The following is a 17,733-nucleotide window of genomic DNA, read 5'->3' as shown; positions in this document are numbered from 1 at the left end:
CCCCAGAATGACAGGCGCTTTTCACCACATCGGGCGCATGATGGGTGAAACGCCATCCCAGAGGGCCAGCCATGACCGACCAAACCCCGATCTTGCGCGACTATGAACTATCCGACCGTTACACCCGCACCTCGGGCCGCGTGTTCCTGACCGGAACGCAGGCGCTGGTGCGGATCATGCTGGATCAGGCGCGGCGCGACCGGGCGGCGGGGCTGGATACACGCGGTTATGTCTCGGGCTATCGCGGCTCGCCTCTTGGCGCGGTCGACATGGAGATGGGGAACAACGCCAAGCTACTGGCGGATGCGGGCGTGTCGTTCCTGCCTGCGGTGAACGAAGAATTCGGCGCGACCCAGATGATCGGCACGCAGCAGGTGGAATCCGACCCCGACAAGACCTGCGAGGCGGTGTTCGGCATGTGGTACGGCAAGGGCCCCGGCGTGGACCGCGCCAGCGACGCGCTGAAACACGGCAACGCCTATGGGTCGTCGCCCAAGGGCGGCGTGCTGGTGGTGGCGGGCGACGATCACGGGGTGGTGTCGTCGTCGATGCCGTTCCAGTCTGACGTCGCGTTCATGAATTTCTTCATGCCCACGGTAAGCCCCGCGAACGTGGCCGAATTCCTGCCCTTCGCAGAATGGGGCTATGCGCTTTCGCGGTTTTCGGGGATGTGGGTCGGGTTCAAGGCAATCTCGGAAACCGTTGAATCGGGTATGTCTTTTGAACTTCCCGCTGACCGCACCTTTGCCGCGCCCGATTTCACGGCCCCCGAAACCGGGCTGCATTACCGCTGGCCCGATCTGCCCGGCTTCCAGATCGAAGAGCGGATGGAGCACAAGAAAGAGGCGGTGCTGGCCTTTGCCCGCGCCAACCCGATCGACCGGGTGGAGTGGGGTCACAATGATGCGCTGTTTGGCATCGTGACCACCGGCAAGGCGCATCTGGACACGCTCGAGGCGCTGCGCCTGCTGGGGATCGACCGCGCCCGCGCGGCCGAGATGGGGATCGACCTGTACAAGGTCGGCATGGTCTGGCCGCTGGAACATCACGGTGCGCTTGAATTTGCCCAGGGCAAGCGCGAGCTGTTGGTGATCGAGGAAAAGCGCGGCATCATCGAAAGCCAGCTGAAGGAATATTTCTATGATTTCCCGGGCCGCAAGCCCGAGCGCATGGTCGGCAAACGCGATGAAACCGGCGCGCGGCTAGTGCCCTGGACGGGCGAGTTGGGCGCGCTGAAATTGGCGCGCATCATCGCCGCGCGGCTGGATCACGAATTCCCGGGCCACGATTTTTCCGCCCGAGCCGCCGCGCTGGTGCCGCCGCCCAACCTGATCGAGGTATCTGGCGCCGCGCGCACGCCCTATTTCTGCTCGGGCTGCCCGCACAACACCTCGACCAAGGTGCCCGAGGGCAGCGAGGCGCTGGCCGGGATCGGCTGTCATTTCATGGCAAGCTGGATGGACCGCAACACCAGTTCATTGATCCAGATGGGCGGTGAAGGCGTGAACTGGGTCGCTCGGTCCAAGTTCAACGGCAACAAGCATGTGTTCCAGAACCTGGGCGACGGCACCTATTACCACTCGGGTAGCCTGGCCATCCGGCAGGCCATCGCGGCAGGCACCAACATCACCTACAAGGTGCTGTTCAACGATGCGGTCGCCATGACCGGCGGGCAGGATGTCGACGGGCCGCTGACGGTGGCGGGCGTGGCGCGGTCGGTTCAGGCCGAAGGCGCGCAGCGCGTTGTTGTCGTGTCGGACCAGCCCGAGCAATTCCCTGGTAAGCTGCCCGGCGGCGTCGACATCTTTCACCGGCGCGAGTTGGACAGCGTGCAGCGGGATCTGCGCGACACCCCCGGCTGCACGGTACTGATCTATCAGCAGACCTGCGCCACCGAAAAGCGCCGGCTGCGCAAGCGCGGCAAGATGGAAGACCCGAAGCGTTTCGCTTTCATCAACCCTCTGGTCTGCGAAGGCTGCGGCGATTGCTCGGTGGAATCCAATTGCCTCAGCGTCGAACCGTTGGAAACAGAATTCGGGCGCAAGCGGCAGATCAATCAGAATTCCTGCAACAAGGATTTCAGCTGTTTGAACGGGTTCTGCCCCAGCTTCGTGACGGTCGAAGGCGCGACCCTGCGCAAATCCGCGCCCGACCGTGCAGCCGAGCTTGAGCAGCTGTTGGCCGGTCTGCCGGATCCGGTGATGCCCTCGCTGAACAAACCCTTCGACATTCTGGTGACAGGCGTGGGCGGCACCGGGGTCGTCACCGTGGGGCAGGTGATCGCCATGGCTGCGAACCTGGAAAGCAAAGGTGCCAGCGTGCTGGACTTCATGGGGTTTGCCCAGAAATTCGGGCCGGTCCTGTCCTATATCCGCATGTCGCAGGACGCGTCGGACCTGAACCAAGTGCGCATCGAACCCAGCAGCGCCGATGCGCTGATCGGCTGCGATCTGGTTGTGTCATCCTCGCCCAAGGCCTCGCTGACTTATGCGCACGGGAAAACGCGGGCCGTGGTGAATACGGCGGTGATGCCCACGGGCGATTTCACCCGCAACCGCGATGCCGATCTGCGCCCATCCGAGCGGTTGAACCGGATCGGCGCGGCGCTGGGGCAGGGCGCGATGACCGCGCTGGACGCCAATGCGCTGGCCGAGGCGCTGGTGGGCGATACCGTCTTTGCCAACGTGATGATGCTGGGCGCGGCCTGGCAGGCGGGTCTGGTGCCGCTGAGCCATGCGGCGCTGATGCGCGCGCTGGACCTGAACGGCGTGAAGCCCGAACAGAACAAGGCAGCCTTTGCTTGGGGCCGTCTGGCGGCTGCCCGCCCCGAAGATGTGGCGCGCATTGCCGATCTGCCGGTCGCGCCGGTGCTGACGCTGGAGCAGATGATCGACCGGCGCGCCGATTTCCTGACCGGCTATCAGAATCGCGGCTGGGCCGATCGCTATCGCGCCACGCTGGCCCCGGTGATCGCCGCCGAAGCCCGCGTCGCTGGCGCCCCCGGCGCGCTGTCTGAGGCCGCCGCCAAGGGGCTGTTCAAACTGATGTCGTACAAGGACGAATACGAGGTGGCCCGCCTGCACCGCGATCCGGCCTTTGCGAAAACCATCAAGTCCCGGTTCGAGGGCGATTTCACCCTGCGCCATCACCTTGCTCCGCCGCTGCTGTCGCGCGGAACTGACGCGCGCGGCCGCCCGTTGAAGCGCAGCTTTGGTGGCTGGATCCGGCCCGCCTTTGCGGTGCTTGCCAAGATGAAGGGCCTGCGCGGCACGGCGTTTGACCCCTTCGGCCGTACCGAAGAACGCCGGATGGAGCGGGCGCTGATCGGCGAATACGAGGCCACGTTGGCGCAACTGGTTGCGGGGCTGAACGCCGACACGCTGACCCGCGCGACCGAGACCGCCGCCATGGTGCAAGAGATCCGCGGCTTTGGCCCCGTCAAGGAACAGGCTGCCACCCGGGTGCGTCAAGAAATGGCACAGGCGCTGGCCGGATACGGCCACGCCGCCGCTGCATAAACGAAGGGGCGCCGTTCAGGCGCCTTTCCAAATCCATCCGCCGCCAAAGATGCGGGTGCCTTCGGTTTCGTAGAACACGCAGGCCTGCCCGGGCGACACGCCTTCCTCGGGCGACAGCAGCTCGACCGTCGCCTCGGTTTCGGAGATCGGGCGCAGGATCGCCTCGCGCGGGGGGCGGGTGGACCGCACCTTGACCGAGACATGCCATTCCGCCCGCGAGGTCAGCGGCGCATCGCCCAACCAGTTGATTTCGCGCACCGGAATCGTGCGGGTCGCCAGCATCTCTTTCGGGCCGACAACCACCTGCGCCTTGTCCACGTCCAGCTTCACGACGTACAGCGGATCGGCCAGCCCGCCGATGCCCAGCCCGCGCCGCTGCCCGATGGTATAGTGCAGCACGCCGCGATGGGTGCCCAGCACGGTTCCGTTCACATCCACGATCTCGCCGGGCTGGCCCGCACCGGGGCGCAGTTTCTCGATCACGCTGGCATAGTCGCCGTTGGGGACGAAACAGATGTCCTGGCTGTCGGGCTTGTCGGCCACGGCCAGACCGTACTGCGCTGCCATGTCGCGGGTCGCGTTTTTCGACGGCAGATGGCCCAGCGGAAACCGCAGGAACGCCAGCTGCTCGGGCGTGGTCGAAAACAGGAAATAGCTCTGGTCGCGGTTGGCGTCCTCGGCGCAATGCAACTCGGGGCCGTTGGGGCCCATCTTGCGCTGGATGTAATGCCCGGTCGCCATGCAATCGGCATCCAAGTCGCGCGCGGTGGCCAGCAGATCCTTGAACTTTACCCGTTCGTTGCAGCGGATGCAGGGCACGGGGGTGGCGCCCGCCAGGTAACTGTCGGCGAATTCGTCGATCACCGCGTCCTTGAAAATGTTTTCATAATCAAGAACATAATGCGGAAACCCGCGCTCTTCCGCGACGCGGCGGGCATCGTGAATGTCGATCCCCGCGCAGCAGGCGCCCTTTTTCGCCAGCGCCGCGCCGTGGTCGTACAGTTGCAGCGTCACGCCCACCACGTCATAGCCCTGTTCGGCCAAGTGTGCCGCCACGACGGAACTGTCGACGCCGCCCGACATCGCCACCACCACCCGCGTTTCGGCAGGCGGCTTGGCGAATCCAAGCGAGTTCAGGGGCGGCTGGGTGTCAAGCGCCACGGCTGTGATCTCCGGTACGGGGGCAATACCGGTGCAATATAGGAAAATCCGACATACCCACAAGGGCAGGTTTCATTGGTCGTTAAGGGGTATGAGGCATTTTGTCCCGACTACGCAAAGGGACAGGCCGATGTTTTTGAAAAAAGTCGAGGGGCCGCGCACGATCACTCTGCCCGACGGGACAACCATGTCGCGCGCCGATCTGCCGCCTGCCAACACGCGCCGATGGGTTGCCTCGCGGAAGGCGGCGGTGGTGCGGGGCGTGATCTATGGGCTGATCACCCGGGGGGATGCGCTGAATACGTATGCACTGAGCGACGAAGAATTCGATGGCTGGGTTGCCGCCGTAGCAGACCACGGCGAAGAGGCGCTGAAAGTCACGGCGACAAAGAAATTCCGACAAGTTTAGCGCGATATGTTATTTTCGAAGTCCGGGTAACCAGTGATTAACTTTTATTCGTCAAGGTTAATGAAGCAAGGGAACAGGGGATAATGGCGGAGATTTGAGTATGCGCGTCTTGCTGGTCGAGGATGACCCAACAACATCGAAGAGCATCGAGCTGATGCTCACCCATGCCAATTTAAACGTTTACGCAACTGACCTTGGCGAAGAGGGCATCGACCTGGCCAAGCTCTACGACTACGATCTGATCCTGCTGGATCTGAACCTGCCTGACATGAATGGCCATGACGTGCTGCGTCAACTGCGCATGGCCCGAATCGAAACACCGATTCTGATTCTCACGGGCGAGGATGACACCGAAAACAAGCTGAAGGGATTCGGCTTTGGTGCCGATGACTACCTGACCAAACCTTTCCATCGCGAGGAACTGGTCGCGCGGATACATGCAATTATCCGCCGATCCAAAGGGCATTCGCAGTCGATCATCAATACAGGTCGTATCTCGGTGAACCTTGATGCCAAAACGGTCGAGGCCGACGGCACGCCGGTACATTTGACCGGCAAGGAATATCAAATGCTTGAATTGTTGTCGCTGCGGAAAGGTACAACGCTGACCAAAGAAATGTTCCTTAACCATCTTTATGGCGGAATGGATGAACCCGAATTGAAAATCATTGACGTGTTCATCTGCAAACTGCGCAAGAAACTCAGCCAGGCTACCGACGGGGACAATTATATCGAAACCGTGTGGGGGCGCGGCTATGTGCTGCGTGATCCAGCGACGACGCAGATGCCCGGTGCGGTCGCCATCGGCGCCTGACGGCACATAACTTGAGCGCGCGAGGAGCGGCTGGACCTTGATCCGGCCGCGTCCTATCACTTGACCACCGCAAGTGAGGGGCACTGCAGTGCGCAAGACACCTGATATCGACGTCCTGTCAGAGGCCGAAGCCATGGCAGAGCTGGAACAGCTGGCCAAGCAGCTTGGCCAGGCCAATCAGGCCTACCATGGCGACGATGCGCCGGTCATGTCCGATGACGACTATGACCGGCTCAAGCGCCGCAACGCCGCGATCGAGGAAAAGTTTCCCGATCTCAAGCGCGGCGACAGCCCCAGCGATCAGGTCGGCGCGCGCCCCTCGGACGGGTTTTCAAAGGTGACCCATGCCGTTCGGATGCTGTCGCTTGGCAATGCCTTCGATGACGATGACGTGACGGATTTCGACGGGTCGGTGCGCAAGTACCTGAACATTGGGCCTGACACGCCGCTGGCCTACACGTCAGAGCCCAAGATTGACGGGCTTTCGCTTTCCCTGCGCTATGAAAGCGGCGTTCTTGTCCAGGCGGCGACCCGGGGGGACGGGTCCGTCGGGGAAAACGTGACTGCGAATGCGCGGACGATTTCGGATATTCCCGAACGTCTGAACGGCGCGCCCGATGTGCTTGAAGTCCGCGGCGAGGTCTATATGGCGCATGACGATTTCGCCGCCCTCAACGCCCGGCAGTCCGAGAATGGAGACAAGACATTCGCCAATCCGCGCAATGCTGCCGCGGGTTCCCTGCGCCAGCTGGACTCTGGCGTAACGCGCAAACGCCCGCTGCGCTTTTTCGCCTACGCCTGGGGCGAAGTCTCCGAACCGCTGTCGGACACGCAATATGGTGCCATCAAGCGGTTGGCCGAGCTTGGATTTTCCACCAATCCGCTAACGCAACGCTGCAACGGGCCCGATGAAATGATCGCGCACTACCGATCAATCGAAGAACAACGCGCAACGCTTGGCTATGACATTGATGGTGTCGTCTACAAGGTGGACGACTTGGCGCTGCAATCGCGGCTCGGTTTTCGCTCGACCACGCCGCGATGGGCCATCGCTCACAAGTTTCCGGCAGAACTGGCCTGGACACGTCTTGAATCGATCGACATTCAGGTTGGTCGGACCGGTGCACTTAGTCCGGTGGCGCGGCTGACACCGGTTACGGTCGGGGGGGTCGTGGTGTCGAATGCGACGCTGCACAACGAGGATTATATCGCTGGCCGGGACTCGCGTGGCGGCGACATTCGTGGCGGCAAGGATATCCGCGTTGGCGACTGGGTGCAGGTCTACCGCGCGGGCGATGTGATCCCGAAGGTGGCCGATGTCGAACTGGAAAAACGCCCCAAAGATGCGCAGCCGTTCCAATTCCCCGAAACCTGCCCGGAATGCGGCTCTCCGGCCGTGCGCGAAGAGGGCGACTCGGTGCGGCGCTGTTCGGGCGGTCTGATTTGCCCGGCGCAGGCGGTCGAAAAGCTGCGCCACATGGTATCGCGCGCCGCCTTTGACATCGAAGGCCTGGGGGCCAAGCAAGTCGAACAGTTTTATGCCGATGGCTGGATCGCGAAGCCGGCCGATGTATTCCGTTTGCGCGACACCTACGGCAGCGGGATCCAGCAGTTGAAAAATCGCGAAGGCTGGGGGGAAACCTCGGCCCGCAAGCTGTTCGATGCCATTGACGAAAAACGCCGGATCGATCTGGCGCGATTTATTTTTTCCCTTGGTATCCGCCACGTCGGCGAAGTCGCCGCGCGCGATCTTGCCCTGCATTACCTTGGTTGGGACGCGCTGACCCAAGCGCTGGATGCGGCGCGCCCTGCGGCGCTGGCGCATCGGGCGGCGGACGAAGCCGAAACCATCGAACGCCGCGTGGCGCAGGATGAAGGCCGTCGCGCCCGCATTGCCGAGGTGCGCGCCGCCGCGATTGCCGCTGTTGCGCCGGGCGACGTGGCGCAGGCCGCGTGGGATGACCTGATCGGCGTCGATGGGATTGGGCCGGCATTGGCGGCTTCGCTTTCGGATGCGCTGGCCAACCCCGATGAACGAACGGCAATCGAGGACCTGGCGCAACAATTGAACATTCAGCCTCCCGACGCGCCCGCCGCCGACAGTCCGGTCGCGGGCAAAACGGTTGTGTTCACCGGGACGCTTGAAAAGATGACCCGGGCAGAAGCCAAGGCGCGCGCCGAGGCGTTGGGCGCCAAAGTTGCCGGTTCGGTCAGTGCCAAAACCGACATTCTGATCGCCGGTCCTGGCGCCGGTTCAAAGGCGAAAAAAGCGGCGGAACTGGGAATCGACACCTTGGATGAAGACGGCTGGCTCGCGCTGATCGGCGACACATGACGACCCGGCCTGATGTCCTTTTTCCGCTGTTTTCCGGTCTGGAAACCTTGCCAGGAGTCGGTCCGAAAACCGCACGGACATTGGCGCAATCAGGTGTAGAAACGCCGCGTGATATGTTGTTTTCACTGCCTTATTCCGTGATCGATAGGCGCAGGCGGGATACGATCATTGGGGCGGAGTTGCCCGGCATTGTAACAGTGGACGTCACGATTGGGGTGCATCGCCCGCCGCGCAACAAGGGCGGCGCCTACCGTATTCATGTCGAGGATGCGCAGGGTGACTTCCAACTCGTTTTCTTTCACGCACGCGGCGATTACCTGAACCGGATCGCGCCTGCTGGATCGCGGCGCGTTGTCTCTGGGCGGGTCGAGATGTTTGATGGGATGGCTCAGATGGTGCATCCCGACCATCTGTTGCCCGCAGAAGAAGCGGGCAGCATCCCGGTTTTCGAACCCGTTTATCATCTGACGCAGGGCGTGACCCAGAAGTTGATGTTCAAAGCCACGCGCGCCGCATTGGACCGCGCGCCGGATCTGCCCGAATGGATTGATCCGAACCAGAAATCCAAGGCTGGGTGGCCCGATTGGCGTGCGGCCCTGGCGGCGGCCCATGCGCCGGAGGGGCTGGCCGATGTGGCGCCGTCCGCTGCCGCGCGTGAGCGGTTGGCCTACGACGAATTGATGGCGCACCAGTTAACGCTTGCTCTGGCACGGCGGCGATCGCGCCGCAGCAAGGGCCGGGCCAGCACGGCCACGGGCCGACTGCAATCACGTGTTCTTGCTGCTTTGCCCTATCGACCGACGGCCGCGCAGACCCGTGCGATTGGCGAAATCGCCGAGGATATGGCGGGTGATGTGCGGATGAACCGCCTGTTGCAGGGCGATGTGGGGGCGGGCAAGACGCTGGTCGCCTTCATGGCGTTGCTGATTGCGGTCGAAGCGGGTGGGCAGGGTGTCATGATGGCGCCGACCGAAATTCTGGCGCGCCAACATCTGGAAGGGTTGCGCCCCCTTGCCGAACAGGCCGGGGTTGTTCTGGAAGTCCTGACCGGACGCGACAAGGGCAACGATCGAGCCATGAAACTGGCGGCGCTGGCGGATGGCCGAATCCATATTCTTGTGGGTACCCATGCCGTGTTTCAACAGGATGTCGTGTTTCATGATCTGCGACTTGCGATTGTCGATGAACAGCATCGGTTCGGTGTGCGCCAGCGCATGGAGCTAGGCGCAAAAGGCGCCACTGCAGACGTTTTGGTGATGACGGCCACTCCGATCCCGCGCAGCTTGGCTTTGGCACAGTTCGGCGACATGGATGTTTCGGTGCTTGACGAAAAGCCGCCGGGCCGCAAACCGGTGCGGACTGCGGTCGTCAGTACCAACCGGATGGACGAAGTTGTTGGCCATCTGCGCAAAGCAATTGCCGAGGGTCGGCAGTGCTATTGGGTGTGCCCGCTGGTCGACGAATCCGAGGTAACGGACCTGACTGCCGCCGAGGAACGGTTCAAGCGGCTTCGCGCCATATTGGGGGATGAGCTGGTTGGTCTTGTGCACGGCCAGATGCCTCCGGCCGAAAAAGATGCTGCTATGGCGGCCTTCCAATCCGGAAAAACTCGGGTGCTGGTGGCCACGACGGTGATCGAGGTGGGTGTGAACGTGCCCAATGCCACCATCATGGTGATCGAGCGAGCCGAGATTTTCGGACTGGCCCAGTTGCATCAGCTGCGTGGCAGGGTTGGACGGGGCGACGCAGAATCGACCTGTTTGCTCATGTATCAACCGCCCCTTGGCGACAGTGGCTGCCGTCGGTTGGAAGTGTTGCGCGAGACGGAAGACGGGTTCGTCATCTCCGAAACCGATCTGGAAATGCGCGGCGCCGGCGATATGATCGGCACCGCACAATCCGGGCTGCCACGCTTTCGCATCGCCGATCTGGAGCGTCAGGCCGGGTTGATGGCGATTGCACAAAGCGATGCGCGCGCGCTTCTGGAACATGATCCGGCCTTGAAAACGGATCGCGGCAAGGCCGCGCTGACCTTGCTATGGTTGATGCGACAGGACGAAGCGATCCGTATGATTTCTGTCGGTTAACGCCCGGATAAAGATTCTTTCACCGAATGTTCTTATATGTTCCTTAAAAGTTCTTTACTTTGCTTGTCGCTTGTGAGAACAAAGTGGCAACACAGCAACCCGAGGATCAATGCCATGCCCGCCGATCTGAAATCTGTTTTGAACCGCGCCAAACCGACCTTGGTTCAGGATGCCGCTGGCGCCGCGGCGCTTGTTGTGATGTTGCTTGTCGCCCTGCACTTGCCCGGGCTTGTTTGAAGGTTCTGCCTGCGACTCTCATGCCGGTTGTTTCATCTGCGCGCCTCTGTCCCAATCCTGGTGCGCTGACTTGCCTGTCCCGGTTTGCATGAAACGACCCTGTCCCACATGAGACACGCAAAACCTGCCGCCGCCACCCGCCCGGGGTGTGCGGCGGTTTTTTCTGTCAGAACCTATAGGCCATCCGCAATCCGCCCCAATGGCGCCCGTTGACGGTGATCGGGGCCGACAAATCCTTCATCATTGCGAAAGTTCCACCGCCCATGTCGCGGCGATAGACCTGAAGCAGGAATGGCTGCGTGCTGCGACCAGCCTTCAGTCCGACGCGGTCATCGAAGATGCGACGGTTTCGGCAGTTGGCAGTGTTCCATGCGATATCGTTGCCGGGCTTTTGGGAAAATTTTCGATTATGTGTCGGCAGATAGCCATTCGTGTCGACGGCGGCGCAGAACACGACCTTGGGATCGAAAGACAGCGCAGATTCAAGGATCTCTGGCAACAACTCGTCCGTCAGGCGGGTGAACCGAGTGGAATATTGTTCGGGATTGGTTTCAGGTATCGCCTTGTAGTCCGTATCGAACAGATCACCCATTGTAATTCGGCCTGACTGCACGGCATGGGCAAACCGGTCAGAGATGCGCGCCGCATCCTCCTGAACGCGGGCGATAAATGGCGCATCCTTGCTGGTCCCGCCCAAAGAAACTGCGGCCTGAACCATGCCTTCGCTTTTGTCGACCAATGCCGTGATTCGCTTGTGTGTCGCGGCCAGCCCTGTTTCGGTCGTTTCGAAAGACGTGCAGATACTGTCGAAGGTAGGCGCAAAGACAGTCGTGGCAGACCCGACCTTTTTTGCTTCGTCGCGGATGGCGCGGGCGGCGCTGTCATTTTCGCGGGCTTCTTCAGAGATTTTGCCGAGGATGCGATCCGCCTCGGCGCTTTTTTCTATGACGAGGTCGGCGTCCCGCGTGATGTCGGCGGACTCCGTTCGCAGGTTCCCGACCCATCCGGACAGCGCGCCGATTTTTCCCGCGATATCCTGAGCCGCCAGCGCCGTCTTTTGCGACAGTTCATTGATGGCTTCGGCAACAACGCCGAAGCCGCGGCCCATTTCGCCCGCGCGGGCCGCCTCGATCTTGGCGTTCACGGCAAGAATGTTCACGTGCCGCGCGATATCGGCGATTTCAGCGTTTGACTTTTCAACAGCTTCCAAAGCCTTGCCGACTTCGTTCATCCGGTGGCAGAGCGCCTGAACCCAGGTTGCAACCGACCGTGAGCGTTCCGATGAATCCTGAACGAAGCTCACCGAATGTTCGACTGCGTCAAGCATGTTACAGGATCGCTCGTGCAGAGTATCCGATAAGTTCAGCACCGCGCCATTGGCCGTTACGATCGCTTTGGCCTGATGGCGCAGATCGTTAACCGAGTTCAGCTGTTGCTCGGAGTCCTTGCGGACCTGGTCAAGGAAGCCCGAAATATCCACCAACTCATACGCTAGAATGGCCGCCAGGCTGTTCAACGTAGTGAGTTCGTTGGTCGCGTCATGCGGCGCGACCAGTCTTGCCTGTGTGTTCATCCCGATCTCCGCAGCTTCAACGGGACGTTAGGACGAATTCATTACCTTCGGATTAAGCGCAATCCGCCTGTTCGGCCTGCGAACATGCCTCGGCCGCGGCATCCAGTGCCAGCATGATCGAGGCGTGCCGGTTCTTGTACTCCCGAGCAGGAATCAACACTTCGAGTCCGTCGAACGGGGCGTCCGGGACAGGGCCGTCTTCTTTCAGCATCGCCTTCAGTTGCGCGCGCGCGGTTTCAATCTGCGCCCTTGTGGCTCCCACAATCGCCGCGCCCACGACCGACGCCGCCGCCTGACCCAATGCGCAGGCCTTAACCTCTTGTCCGAATTCGGAAATCCGCCCGTCTTTCATGGATAGATCCACCGTGATGGTCGATCCACACAGGGGCGAACGTTTCTTGACCGAAGCCCCGGGCGCGGAAAGCCGGTCCAGATGCGGGATATCGGCGGCCAGCGCAAGAATGCGCGCCGAGTAGAGTTTGATCAGGTCGTTTTCGCCGGACATGGTTTCCCTTTGCGGTTTCCCTTGGCGCAGGTTCTCAATACATAGTCGCGCGATCCCGCATTGCAAAAGGTTTTCCCGATGAGTTTCGACCCGAAAACGCTGCGTTTCGATAGTGCCGGTCTGATACCGGCGATCGCGCAGGATGACGAAACCGGCGAGGTGTTGATGATGGCGTGGATGAACGCCCAGTCATTGGCCCGTACCGTGGACACCGGGCGGGTCACCTATTGGTCACGCTCGCGTCAGGCGTTCTGGGCCAAGGGTGAAAGCTCGGGTCATGTGCAGACATTGGTCGATCTGCGGGTCGATTGTGACCGGGATTGTCTGCTTCTGCGAGTGCGTCAGGTAGGCCCGGCCTGCCACACAAATCGGCGCAGCTGTTTTTATACCGCCGTGCGCGATGGCCAGGAGGTCGAGTTGATGGGGCCGATGAAAGACACATGACAGCGCCGCCCTGCGCCTGCTAGCATTGGCGCAGGTTATTTTGCAGGAGTGTTTCAATGACGCGATTTTTGGCGGCGGCCCTGTGTTGCGTGATCGGTTCGGCGGCGGCTGCGCAGGAGGTGGGATTTGATCCCTCTGCGCCCTGTGGCGATTCCCTTCGCGCCACGAACGAACGTGACAAGCTGATGGTCGCGGCTTGGGCGATGGGAGCGATCGCGCAGGATGGACCGGTGGACCTTGACGCAAGTCGTGCTGTTCTGGAGCGCGTCTACACGGCCTGTCTGGACGATGAAACCGTGTCACTGGCGACATTGCTGCTTGGCCCGGAAGACGTTGAAGAGGCCGCGGGCCCGATCCCCGGGTCGGAAGAGGATGCACGGCAGTTGCTGATGGGGTTCGTCGAGCAATCGGGCGATCTGAAGGCGAAGACCTATGCGCTGAAACCCACGGCCGAAGATGTGCGCGCGGTCTACGCAGAGCCGTTGGCAACCAGGCTGATTGCCTATTACGACAAGATGTTCACGCCCAACGAAGAGCTGCGCCCGAACCCGGGCCAAAGCGAATTGCGGCTGGTTTATGCGACGATGGGCGCGCTGAAGGCGGGCGATGATATCCGTTGGGAATTCCCCGGGGGCTATCGCCATGTGGTCGAGCACATCATCGGAGATCAGCCGATCGTGGCTTTTGAATTCGTGCGCCCCGGGCTGGATGCCGGATTGTCGGTGGACGGGCTGATTTTTGTCAATGGCGCGTGGAAGATGATGCCAAAGCCGTGGCGCACTGAATGATGGCCTAAACCCCGATCATGCCACGAACATCGGCGGCGCTTGCACCGTTCTCGCGATAGCGAGCGATGGCGCGGGCATCGTCGCGCTTTGCCAGCCGTTTGCCGCGATCGTCCCGGATCAGTGCGTGATGGTGATATACGGGTGAGGGAAGACCGAGAAGCCTTTGAAGAAGAATGTGAATTGGCGTTGCGTCGAACAGGTCTTGGCCTCGTACCACGTGGGTGATCTTCTGTGCCGCGTCATCGACGACCACCGAAAGGTGATAGGACGTTGCCATATCGCGGCGGGCAATCACCACGTCGCCGACGGTTTCCACCAGCGCATCGGCGCTGACGGTGATGGCGCCGGTGGTGCCATCCGGCGCTTCGCCGGTTTCGTAGAATGACACGTCGCCGACATGCGCCACCGCTTGCGCCATGTTCAGCCTTAGCGTCTGTCCGGGCGTGATCCGATTTGGCGGCACGTCCGGGCGGCAGGTTCCAGGGTAGATCAGCCCATCGGGCCCCAGCAGCGGCGCGCCTTCCTGCGGGGCCGATGTAGCGGCGGCAATGTCGCGCCGCGTGCAGGAACAGGGATACAACAGTCCCTTGGCGTGCAGCTTGGCGATTGCGGCCTGGTATTCCGCCATGCGGTCGGATTGGCGCATAACAGGTGTGGGCCATGTCAGCCCAAGCCATGTCAGATCGTCGTATATCTGCGCCTCCCATTCGGGGCGCGCGCGAGATTGATCAATATCCTCGATCCGCAGCAGGAACTGGCCGTGCTTCGCGGTGGCCATGTCATGCGCGAGGATGGCGGAATAGGCGTGGCCCATGTGCAAAGGACCGGTTGGAGAAGGTGCAAACCTGGTTCGAAAACCCAATTTATCAAATCCTTGAGGCGCGATCCTAAGCTATCGCTTCACTCTGTGTCGCGTCCAGCCAATCGCGCCAATCGGACTTGGCGCGGTCCGTATAGGCCTTATAGCGGTCCTTGCGGCCGCGACGGCCGCCTTTCAGGCCTTCGACCGGAGGGAACAGGCCGAAGTTCACGTTCATTGGCTGGAAGGTACGCGCATCGGCCCCGCCGGTGATATGGGTCACCAATGCACCCATCGCGGTGGTGGGCGGAGGTGGTGCAATGTTTGTGCCAAGAATGTCTCCGGCAGCCATACGGCCTGCCAGCAGCCCCATGGCAGAGCTTTCGACGTAGCCCTCAACTCCGGTGATCTGGCCGGCAAACCTGATATTCGGACGCGATTTCAGGCGCATGCGCGCATCGAGTAATGTAGGAGAGTTCAGGAAGGTATTGCGGTGGATGCCGCCCAAGCGGGCGAAACGCGCATCCTCCAGCCCGGGAATCATACGGAAAACATCGGCTTGCGCGCCGTACTTCATCTTTGTCTGGAATCCGACAATATTATATAGCGTTCCCAGTGCGTTATCGCGGCGAAGTTGAACCACTGCATGAGCTTTCACATCCGGCTGATGCGGATTGGTCAGCCCGACCGGCTTCATCGGACCGTGGCGCAGCGTCTCGCGACCGCGTTCGGCCATCACCTCGATCGGAAGGCAGCCGTCGAAATACCCGGCGGTCTCGCCCTCGTGGAACTCGGCCTTGTCGGCGGCCAGCAGCGCGTCGATGAAGGCCTCGTATTGATCGCGGTCCATCGGGCAGTTCAGATAGGCTGTGCGCTCTTCCTCGGTGTCACCCTTGTCATAGCGCGACTGCATCCAGGCGCGGCTCATGTCGATGCTGTCGAAGTAAACGATGGGCGCGATGGCGTCGAAAAAGGCCAGCGCCTCGGAGCCGGTTTCGGCCTGTATGGCACGGCCAAGCGCGGAAGACGTCAGCGGGCCGGTGGCGAAGATCCAGTGCCCTTGGTCGGGCAGTTCGGTTATTTCACCATAGCTGACCGAGATTTGGGGATGCGCCATGAGCTGCGCGGTCACCGCCTCGGCAAAGGGATCACGGTCGACCGCCAGCGCGCCACCGGCGGGTAGGCGATGGGCATCGGCCTGCGCCATGATGATGCCGCCCGCCGCGCGCATTTCCCAATGCAGCAGCCCGACGGCATTCTGTTCGCTGTCGTCCGAGCGGAACGAGTTGGAACAAACCATTTCGGCGAGATTGCCGGTTTTGTGGGCAAAGGTTTCCACCTCGGGGCGCATTTCGTGGATGACCACGTCTACACCCATCTGCGCCGCCTGCCAGGCAGCTTCGGACCCGGCCATTCCGCCGCCGACAATATGAAGTACATCGCTCATGCCGCTGCATGTAGGCGAGAGGCGGCTCAAGAGCAATGGGCGCAACGCCGCGACATCGCTGTATCGCGCAGTCCAAAAGGGCTTGGAGGGCTTTCTGGGGCCGTCGCAGTACCTATCATGCCGGAGAGAGGCCGGCTGGAGGGACGGGCGCTGGACGACGGCCCAAAGCGTAAGGCGACAACTCCGGGCTGCCTGCCTTGCCGTAGATTTGCCACATTCCCGCCCGAGTTGAAACCGCAGTTTTGGAAACAATCGGGCGCCGATATGGAAACTGGTTACTGCTGCCAGTCGGGCGAGCGTTTGTCGATGAAAGCGGCGATGCCTTCTTCGGTATCGCGGTGCAGCATGTTTTCCACCATCACCGCGCCGGTGTGGCGATAGGCGTCGTCGAGACTCATGTCGAGCTGGTCATAGAAGGCGCGCTTGCCGATGCGCACCGCCGCGCCCAGCTTGCCTGCCACGGTTTGCGCCAGCGCGCGGGCCTCTTCGGCCAGTGCCTCGGGCGCGACGGCGCGGTTGATCAGGCCGCGACGCTCGGCCTCGGACGCGGGGATGAACTGACCCGTGGTCAGCATCTCGAACGCCTGCTTGCGGGCAATGTTTCGTGACAGCGCCACCATGGGTGTCGAACAGAACAGGCCGATATTCACCCCATTTACGCCAAACCGGGTGTCCGTATCGGCGATCGCCATGTCGCAGGTGGCGACCAATTGGCACCCGGCGGCGGTGGCGATGCCGTGGACTTGGGCGATCACGGGCTGGGGCAGGGTGCGGATGCGCGTCATCACCTTGGTGCAGCGGTCGAACAGATCGGCGAAGCTGGCGCGACCCCCGTCTTCGGCCTGACGCGCGGCGGTCATCTGTTTCAGATCGTGGCCCGCGCAGAACGCCTTGCCCGCGCCCGACAGGATAACCGCCCGGATCGCACTGTCGTCGGCCAGTTGGTCCAGCACCACTTGCAATGCGGCCAGCATTTCGTCGGACAGCGCGTTCAGCCTCTCGGGCGCGTTCATCCGCAAATGCGCGACAGCGCCGTCGTCGGTGCGTTCCAGAATGGTCATGTCGGTCCTCCTGCCGTGGCCGGCCTCAGCATCGCGCGGTTTCATGTCGGGGCGCAAGGGGTTGCGCCCGGCGCGATTGTCGGCACAAATCGACACCGGCAATTATGGGGGGGATAGATGACGCTTGCGATGAACCGTGACGAACTTGCCGCGTACATTGACGAGGTGTTTCCGCAGGTGCGCGGTGCCTTTCGGATCGACGCGTTGACCGAGGACGGCATCACCATGCGGCTGGTGGTGAATGATACGCACCTGCGCCCGGGCGGCACGGTGTCGGGGCCGTCGATGTTCGGGCTGGCGGATGTGTGCGTCTACGCGATGGTGCTGTCGCGCATCGGGCGGCAGGCGCTGGCAGTGACGACGAACTGCTCCATCGATTTCATGCGTAAACCGGCGGCCGGGGCCGATCTGATCGCCACCGGGCAATTGCTGAAACTGGGCCGTGTTCTGGCGATTGGCGACGTGCATCTGCGGTCGGAAGGTTCGCCCGATCTTGTGGCGCGGGCGACACTGACCTATTCGATCCCGCCCGCGCGCTAGAGGTGTCTGGGCGGG

General features: G+C 61.9%; 15 protein-coding genes. 9 read left to right on the top strand and 6 right to left on the bottom strand.

All coding sequences use genetic code 11. The annotated features are described in order from the left end of the window. Positions 1-71 precede the first annotated feature (71 nt). Complete coding sequence (locus FGK64_RS12410) at positions 72-3,518, top strand: indolepyruvate ferredoxin oxidoreductase family protein (RefSeq protein ID WP_138864085.1); 3,447 nt, start codon at positions 72-74, stop codon at positions 3,516-3,518. 15 nt (positions 3,519-3,533) lie between these two features. Here FGK64_RS12410 and mnmA read toward each other — a convergent pair whose 3' ends face one another. Next, positions 3,534-4,679 (bottom strand): tRNA 2-thiouridine(34) synthase MnmA, encoded by a 1,146-nt coding sequence (gene mnmA / locus FGK64_RS12405; protein WP_138864084.1) that lies wholly within the window; start codon positions 4,677-4,679, stop codon positions 3,534-3,536. Positions 4,680-4,809: 130 nt separating this feature from the next. On the opposite strand from mnmA, the gene sciP reads away from it, so the two are divergent. From sciP to FGK64_RS22750, 5 genes are all read left to right on the top strand, one after another. Beyond that, on the top strand, positions 4,810-5,088 hold the full coding sequence (gene sciP, locus FGK64_RS12400) for a CtrA inhibitor SciP (protein WP_138864083.1): 279 nt from the start codon (positions 4,810-4,812) through the stop codon (positions 5,086-5,088). 100 nt (positions 5,089-5,188) lie between these two features. Continuing rightward, the gene (gene ctrA, locus FGK64_RS12395) at positions 5,189-5,902 is read left to right on the top strand and encodes a response regulator transcription factor CtrA (protein ID WP_138864082.1); all 714 of its coding nucleotides are present in this window, start codon (positions 5,189-5,191) and stop codon (positions 5,900-5,902) included. A gap of 133 nt (positions 5,903-6,035) precedes the next feature. Then, positions 6,036-8,237 (top strand): NAD-dependent DNA ligase LigA, encoded by a 2,202-nt coding sequence (gene ligA / locus FGK64_RS12390; RefSeq protein WP_138864318.1) that lies wholly within the window; start codon positions 6,036-6,038, stop codon positions 8,235-8,237. Further along, complete coding sequence (gene recG, locus FGK64_RS12385; RefSeq protein ID WP_138864081.1) at positions 8,234-10,324, top strand: ATP-dependent DNA helicase RecG; 2,091 nt, start codon at positions 8,234-8,236, stop codon at positions 10,322-10,324. Before ligA ends, recG begins: the two co-directional genes overlap by 4 nt. A gap of 114 nt (positions 10,325-10,438) precedes the next feature. Then, on the top strand, positions 10,439-10,561 hold the full coding sequence (locus FGK64_RS22750) for a hypothetical protein (RefSeq protein WP_281280409.1): 123 nt from the start codon (positions 10,439-10,441) through the stop codon (positions 10,559-10,561). Between the two features lie 166 nt (positions 10,562-10,727). On the opposite strand, the gene FGK64_RS12380 is transcribed toward FGK64_RS22750, so the two are convergent. Together FGK64_RS12380 and FGK64_RS12375 are read right to left on the bottom strand one after the other, a co-directional pair. Next, the gene (locus FGK64_RS12380) at positions 10,728-12,134 is read right to left on the bottom strand and encodes a methyl-accepting chemotaxis protein (protein WP_138864080.1); all 1,407 of its coding nucleotides are present in this window, start codon (positions 12,132-12,134) and stop codon (positions 10,728-10,730) included. Between the two features lie 52 nt (positions 12,135-12,186). Beyond that, entirely contained in the window at positions 12,187-12,639 is a 453-nt protein-coding gene (locus FGK64_RS12375; RefSeq protein WP_138864079.1) for an iron-sulfur cluster assembly scaffold protein, read from the bottom strand. A gap of 78 nt (positions 12,640-12,717) precedes the next feature. On the opposite strand from FGK64_RS12375, the gene hisI reads away from it, so the two are divergent. Both hisI and FGK64_RS12365 read left to right on the top strand, forming a co-directional pair. Next, positions 12,718-13,083 carry a phosphoribosyl-AMP cyclohydrolase gene (gene hisI, locus FGK64_RS12370; protein WP_171054053.1) on the top strand — a complete coding sequence of 122 codons (366 nt, stop codon included), beginning with the start codon at positions 12,718-12,720 and terminating at the stop codon, positions 13,081-13,083. Between the two features lie 56 nt (positions 13,084-13,139). Next, positions 13,140-13,871: a hypothetical protein gene (locus tag FGK64_RS12365; protein ID WP_138864077.1), complete on the top strand. Its 732-nt coding sequence runs from the start codon at positions 13,140-13,142 to the stop codon at positions 13,869-13,871. A gap of 4 nt (positions 13,872-13,875) precedes the next feature. Here FGK64_RS12365 and gluQRS read toward each other — a convergent pair whose 3' ends face one another. The 3 genes from gluQRS to FGK64_RS12350 all read right to left on the bottom strand — a co-directional run bounded on the left by gluQRS (position 13,876) and on the right by FGK64_RS12350 (position 17,178). Continuing rightward, entirely contained in the window at positions 13,876-14,685 is an 810-nt protein-coding gene (gene gluQRS, locus FGK64_RS12360; protein WP_246057745.1) for a tRNA glutamyl-Q(34) synthetase GluQRS, read from the bottom strand. Positions 14,686-14,758: 73 nt separating this feature from the next. Continuing rightward, the gene (gene trmFO, locus FGK64_RS12355) at positions 14,759-16,117 is read right to left on the bottom strand and encodes a methylenetetrahydrofolate--tRNA-(uracil(54)-C(5))-methyltransferase (FADH(2)-oxidizing) TrmFO (protein ID WP_138864075.1); all 1,359 of its coding nucleotides are present in this window, start codon (positions 16,115-16,117) and stop codon (positions 14,759-14,761) included. A gap of 275 nt (positions 16,118-16,392) precedes the next feature. Continuing rightward, positions 16,393-17,178, bottom strand: coding sequence for an enoyl-CoA hydratase (locus FGK64_RS12350; RefSeq protein WP_138864074.1), 786 nt, complete (start codon positions 17,176-17,178; stop codon positions 16,393-16,395). Positions 17,179-17,295: 117 nt separating this feature from the next. Between FGK64_RS12350 and FGK64_RS12345 the strand changes: the two genes are divergently transcribed. Further along, positions 17,296-17,718 carry a PaaI family thioesterase gene (locus FGK64_RS12345; RefSeq protein WP_138864073.1) on the top strand — a complete coding sequence of 141 codons (423 nt, stop codon included), beginning with the start codon at positions 17,296-17,298 and terminating at the stop codon, positions 17,716-17,718. Positions 17,719-17,733 lie beyond the last annotated feature (15 nt).

Source organism: Arenibacterium halophilum, assembly GCF_005938225.1.
GTDB lineage: Bacteria > Pseudomonadota > Alphaproteobacteria > Rhodobacterales > Rhodobacteraceae > Arenibacterium > Arenibacterium halophilum.
The sequence above is the reverse complement of the archived record's forward strand: the minus strand, read 5'-3'. Positions and strand labels throughout refer to the sequence as shown.

Bases quoted from the DNA above. Each gene is read 5' to 3' on its own strand.
- FGK64_RS12410 (WP_138864085.1), top strand. From the start codon at position 72: ATGACCGACCAAACCCCGATCTTGCGCGACTATGAACTATCCGACCGT.
- sciP (WP_138864083.1), top strand. From the start codon at position 4,810: ATGTTTTTGAAAAAAGTCGAGGGGCCGCGCACGATCACTCTGCCCGAC.
- ctrA (WP_138864082.1), top strand. From the start codon at position 5,189: ATGCGCGTCTTGCTGGTCGAGGATGACCCAACAACATCGAAGAGCATC.
- ligA (WP_138864318.1), top strand. From the start codon at position 6,036: ATGGCAGAGCTGGAACAGCTGGCCAAGCAGCTTGGCCAGGCCAATCAG.
- recG (WP_138864081.1), top strand. From the start codon at position 8,234: ATGACGACCCGGCCTGATGTCCTTTTTCCGCTGTTTTCCGGTCTGGAA.
- FGK64_RS22750 (WP_281280409.1), top strand. From the start codon at position 10,439: ATGCCCGCCGATCTGAAATCTGTTTTGAACCGCGCCAAACCGACCTTG.
- FGK64_RS12380 (WP_138864080.1), bottom strand. From the start codon at position 12,134: ATGAACACACAGGCAAGACTGGTCGCGCCGCATGACGCGACCAACGAA.
- FGK64_RS12375 (WP_138864079.1), bottom strand. From the start codon at position 12,639: ATGTCCGGCGAAAACGACCTGATCAAACTCTACTCGGCGCGCATTCTT.
- hisI (WP_171054053.1), top strand. From the start codon at position 12,718: ATGAGTTTCGACCCGAAAACGCTGCGTTTCGATAGTGCCGGTCTGATA.
- FGK64_RS12365 (WP_138864077.1), top strand. From the start codon at position 13,140: ATGACGCGATTTTTGGCGGCGGCCCTGTGTTGCGTGATCGGTTCGGCG.
- gluQRS (WP_246057745.1), bottom strand. From the start codon at position 14,685: ATGGGCCACGCCTATTCCGCCATCCTCGCGCATGACATGGCCACCGCG.
- trmFO (WP_138864075.1), bottom strand. From the start codon at position 16,117: ATGAGCGATGTACTTCATATTGTCGGCGGCGGAATGGCCGGGTCCGAA.
- FGK64_RS12350 (WP_138864074.1), bottom strand. From the start codon at position 17,178: ATGACCATTCTGGAACGCACCGACGACGGCGCTGTCGCGCATTTGCGG.
- FGK64_RS12345 (WP_138864073.1), top strand. From the start codon at position 17,296: ATGACGCTTGCGATGAACCGTGACGAACTTGCCGCGTACATTGACGAG.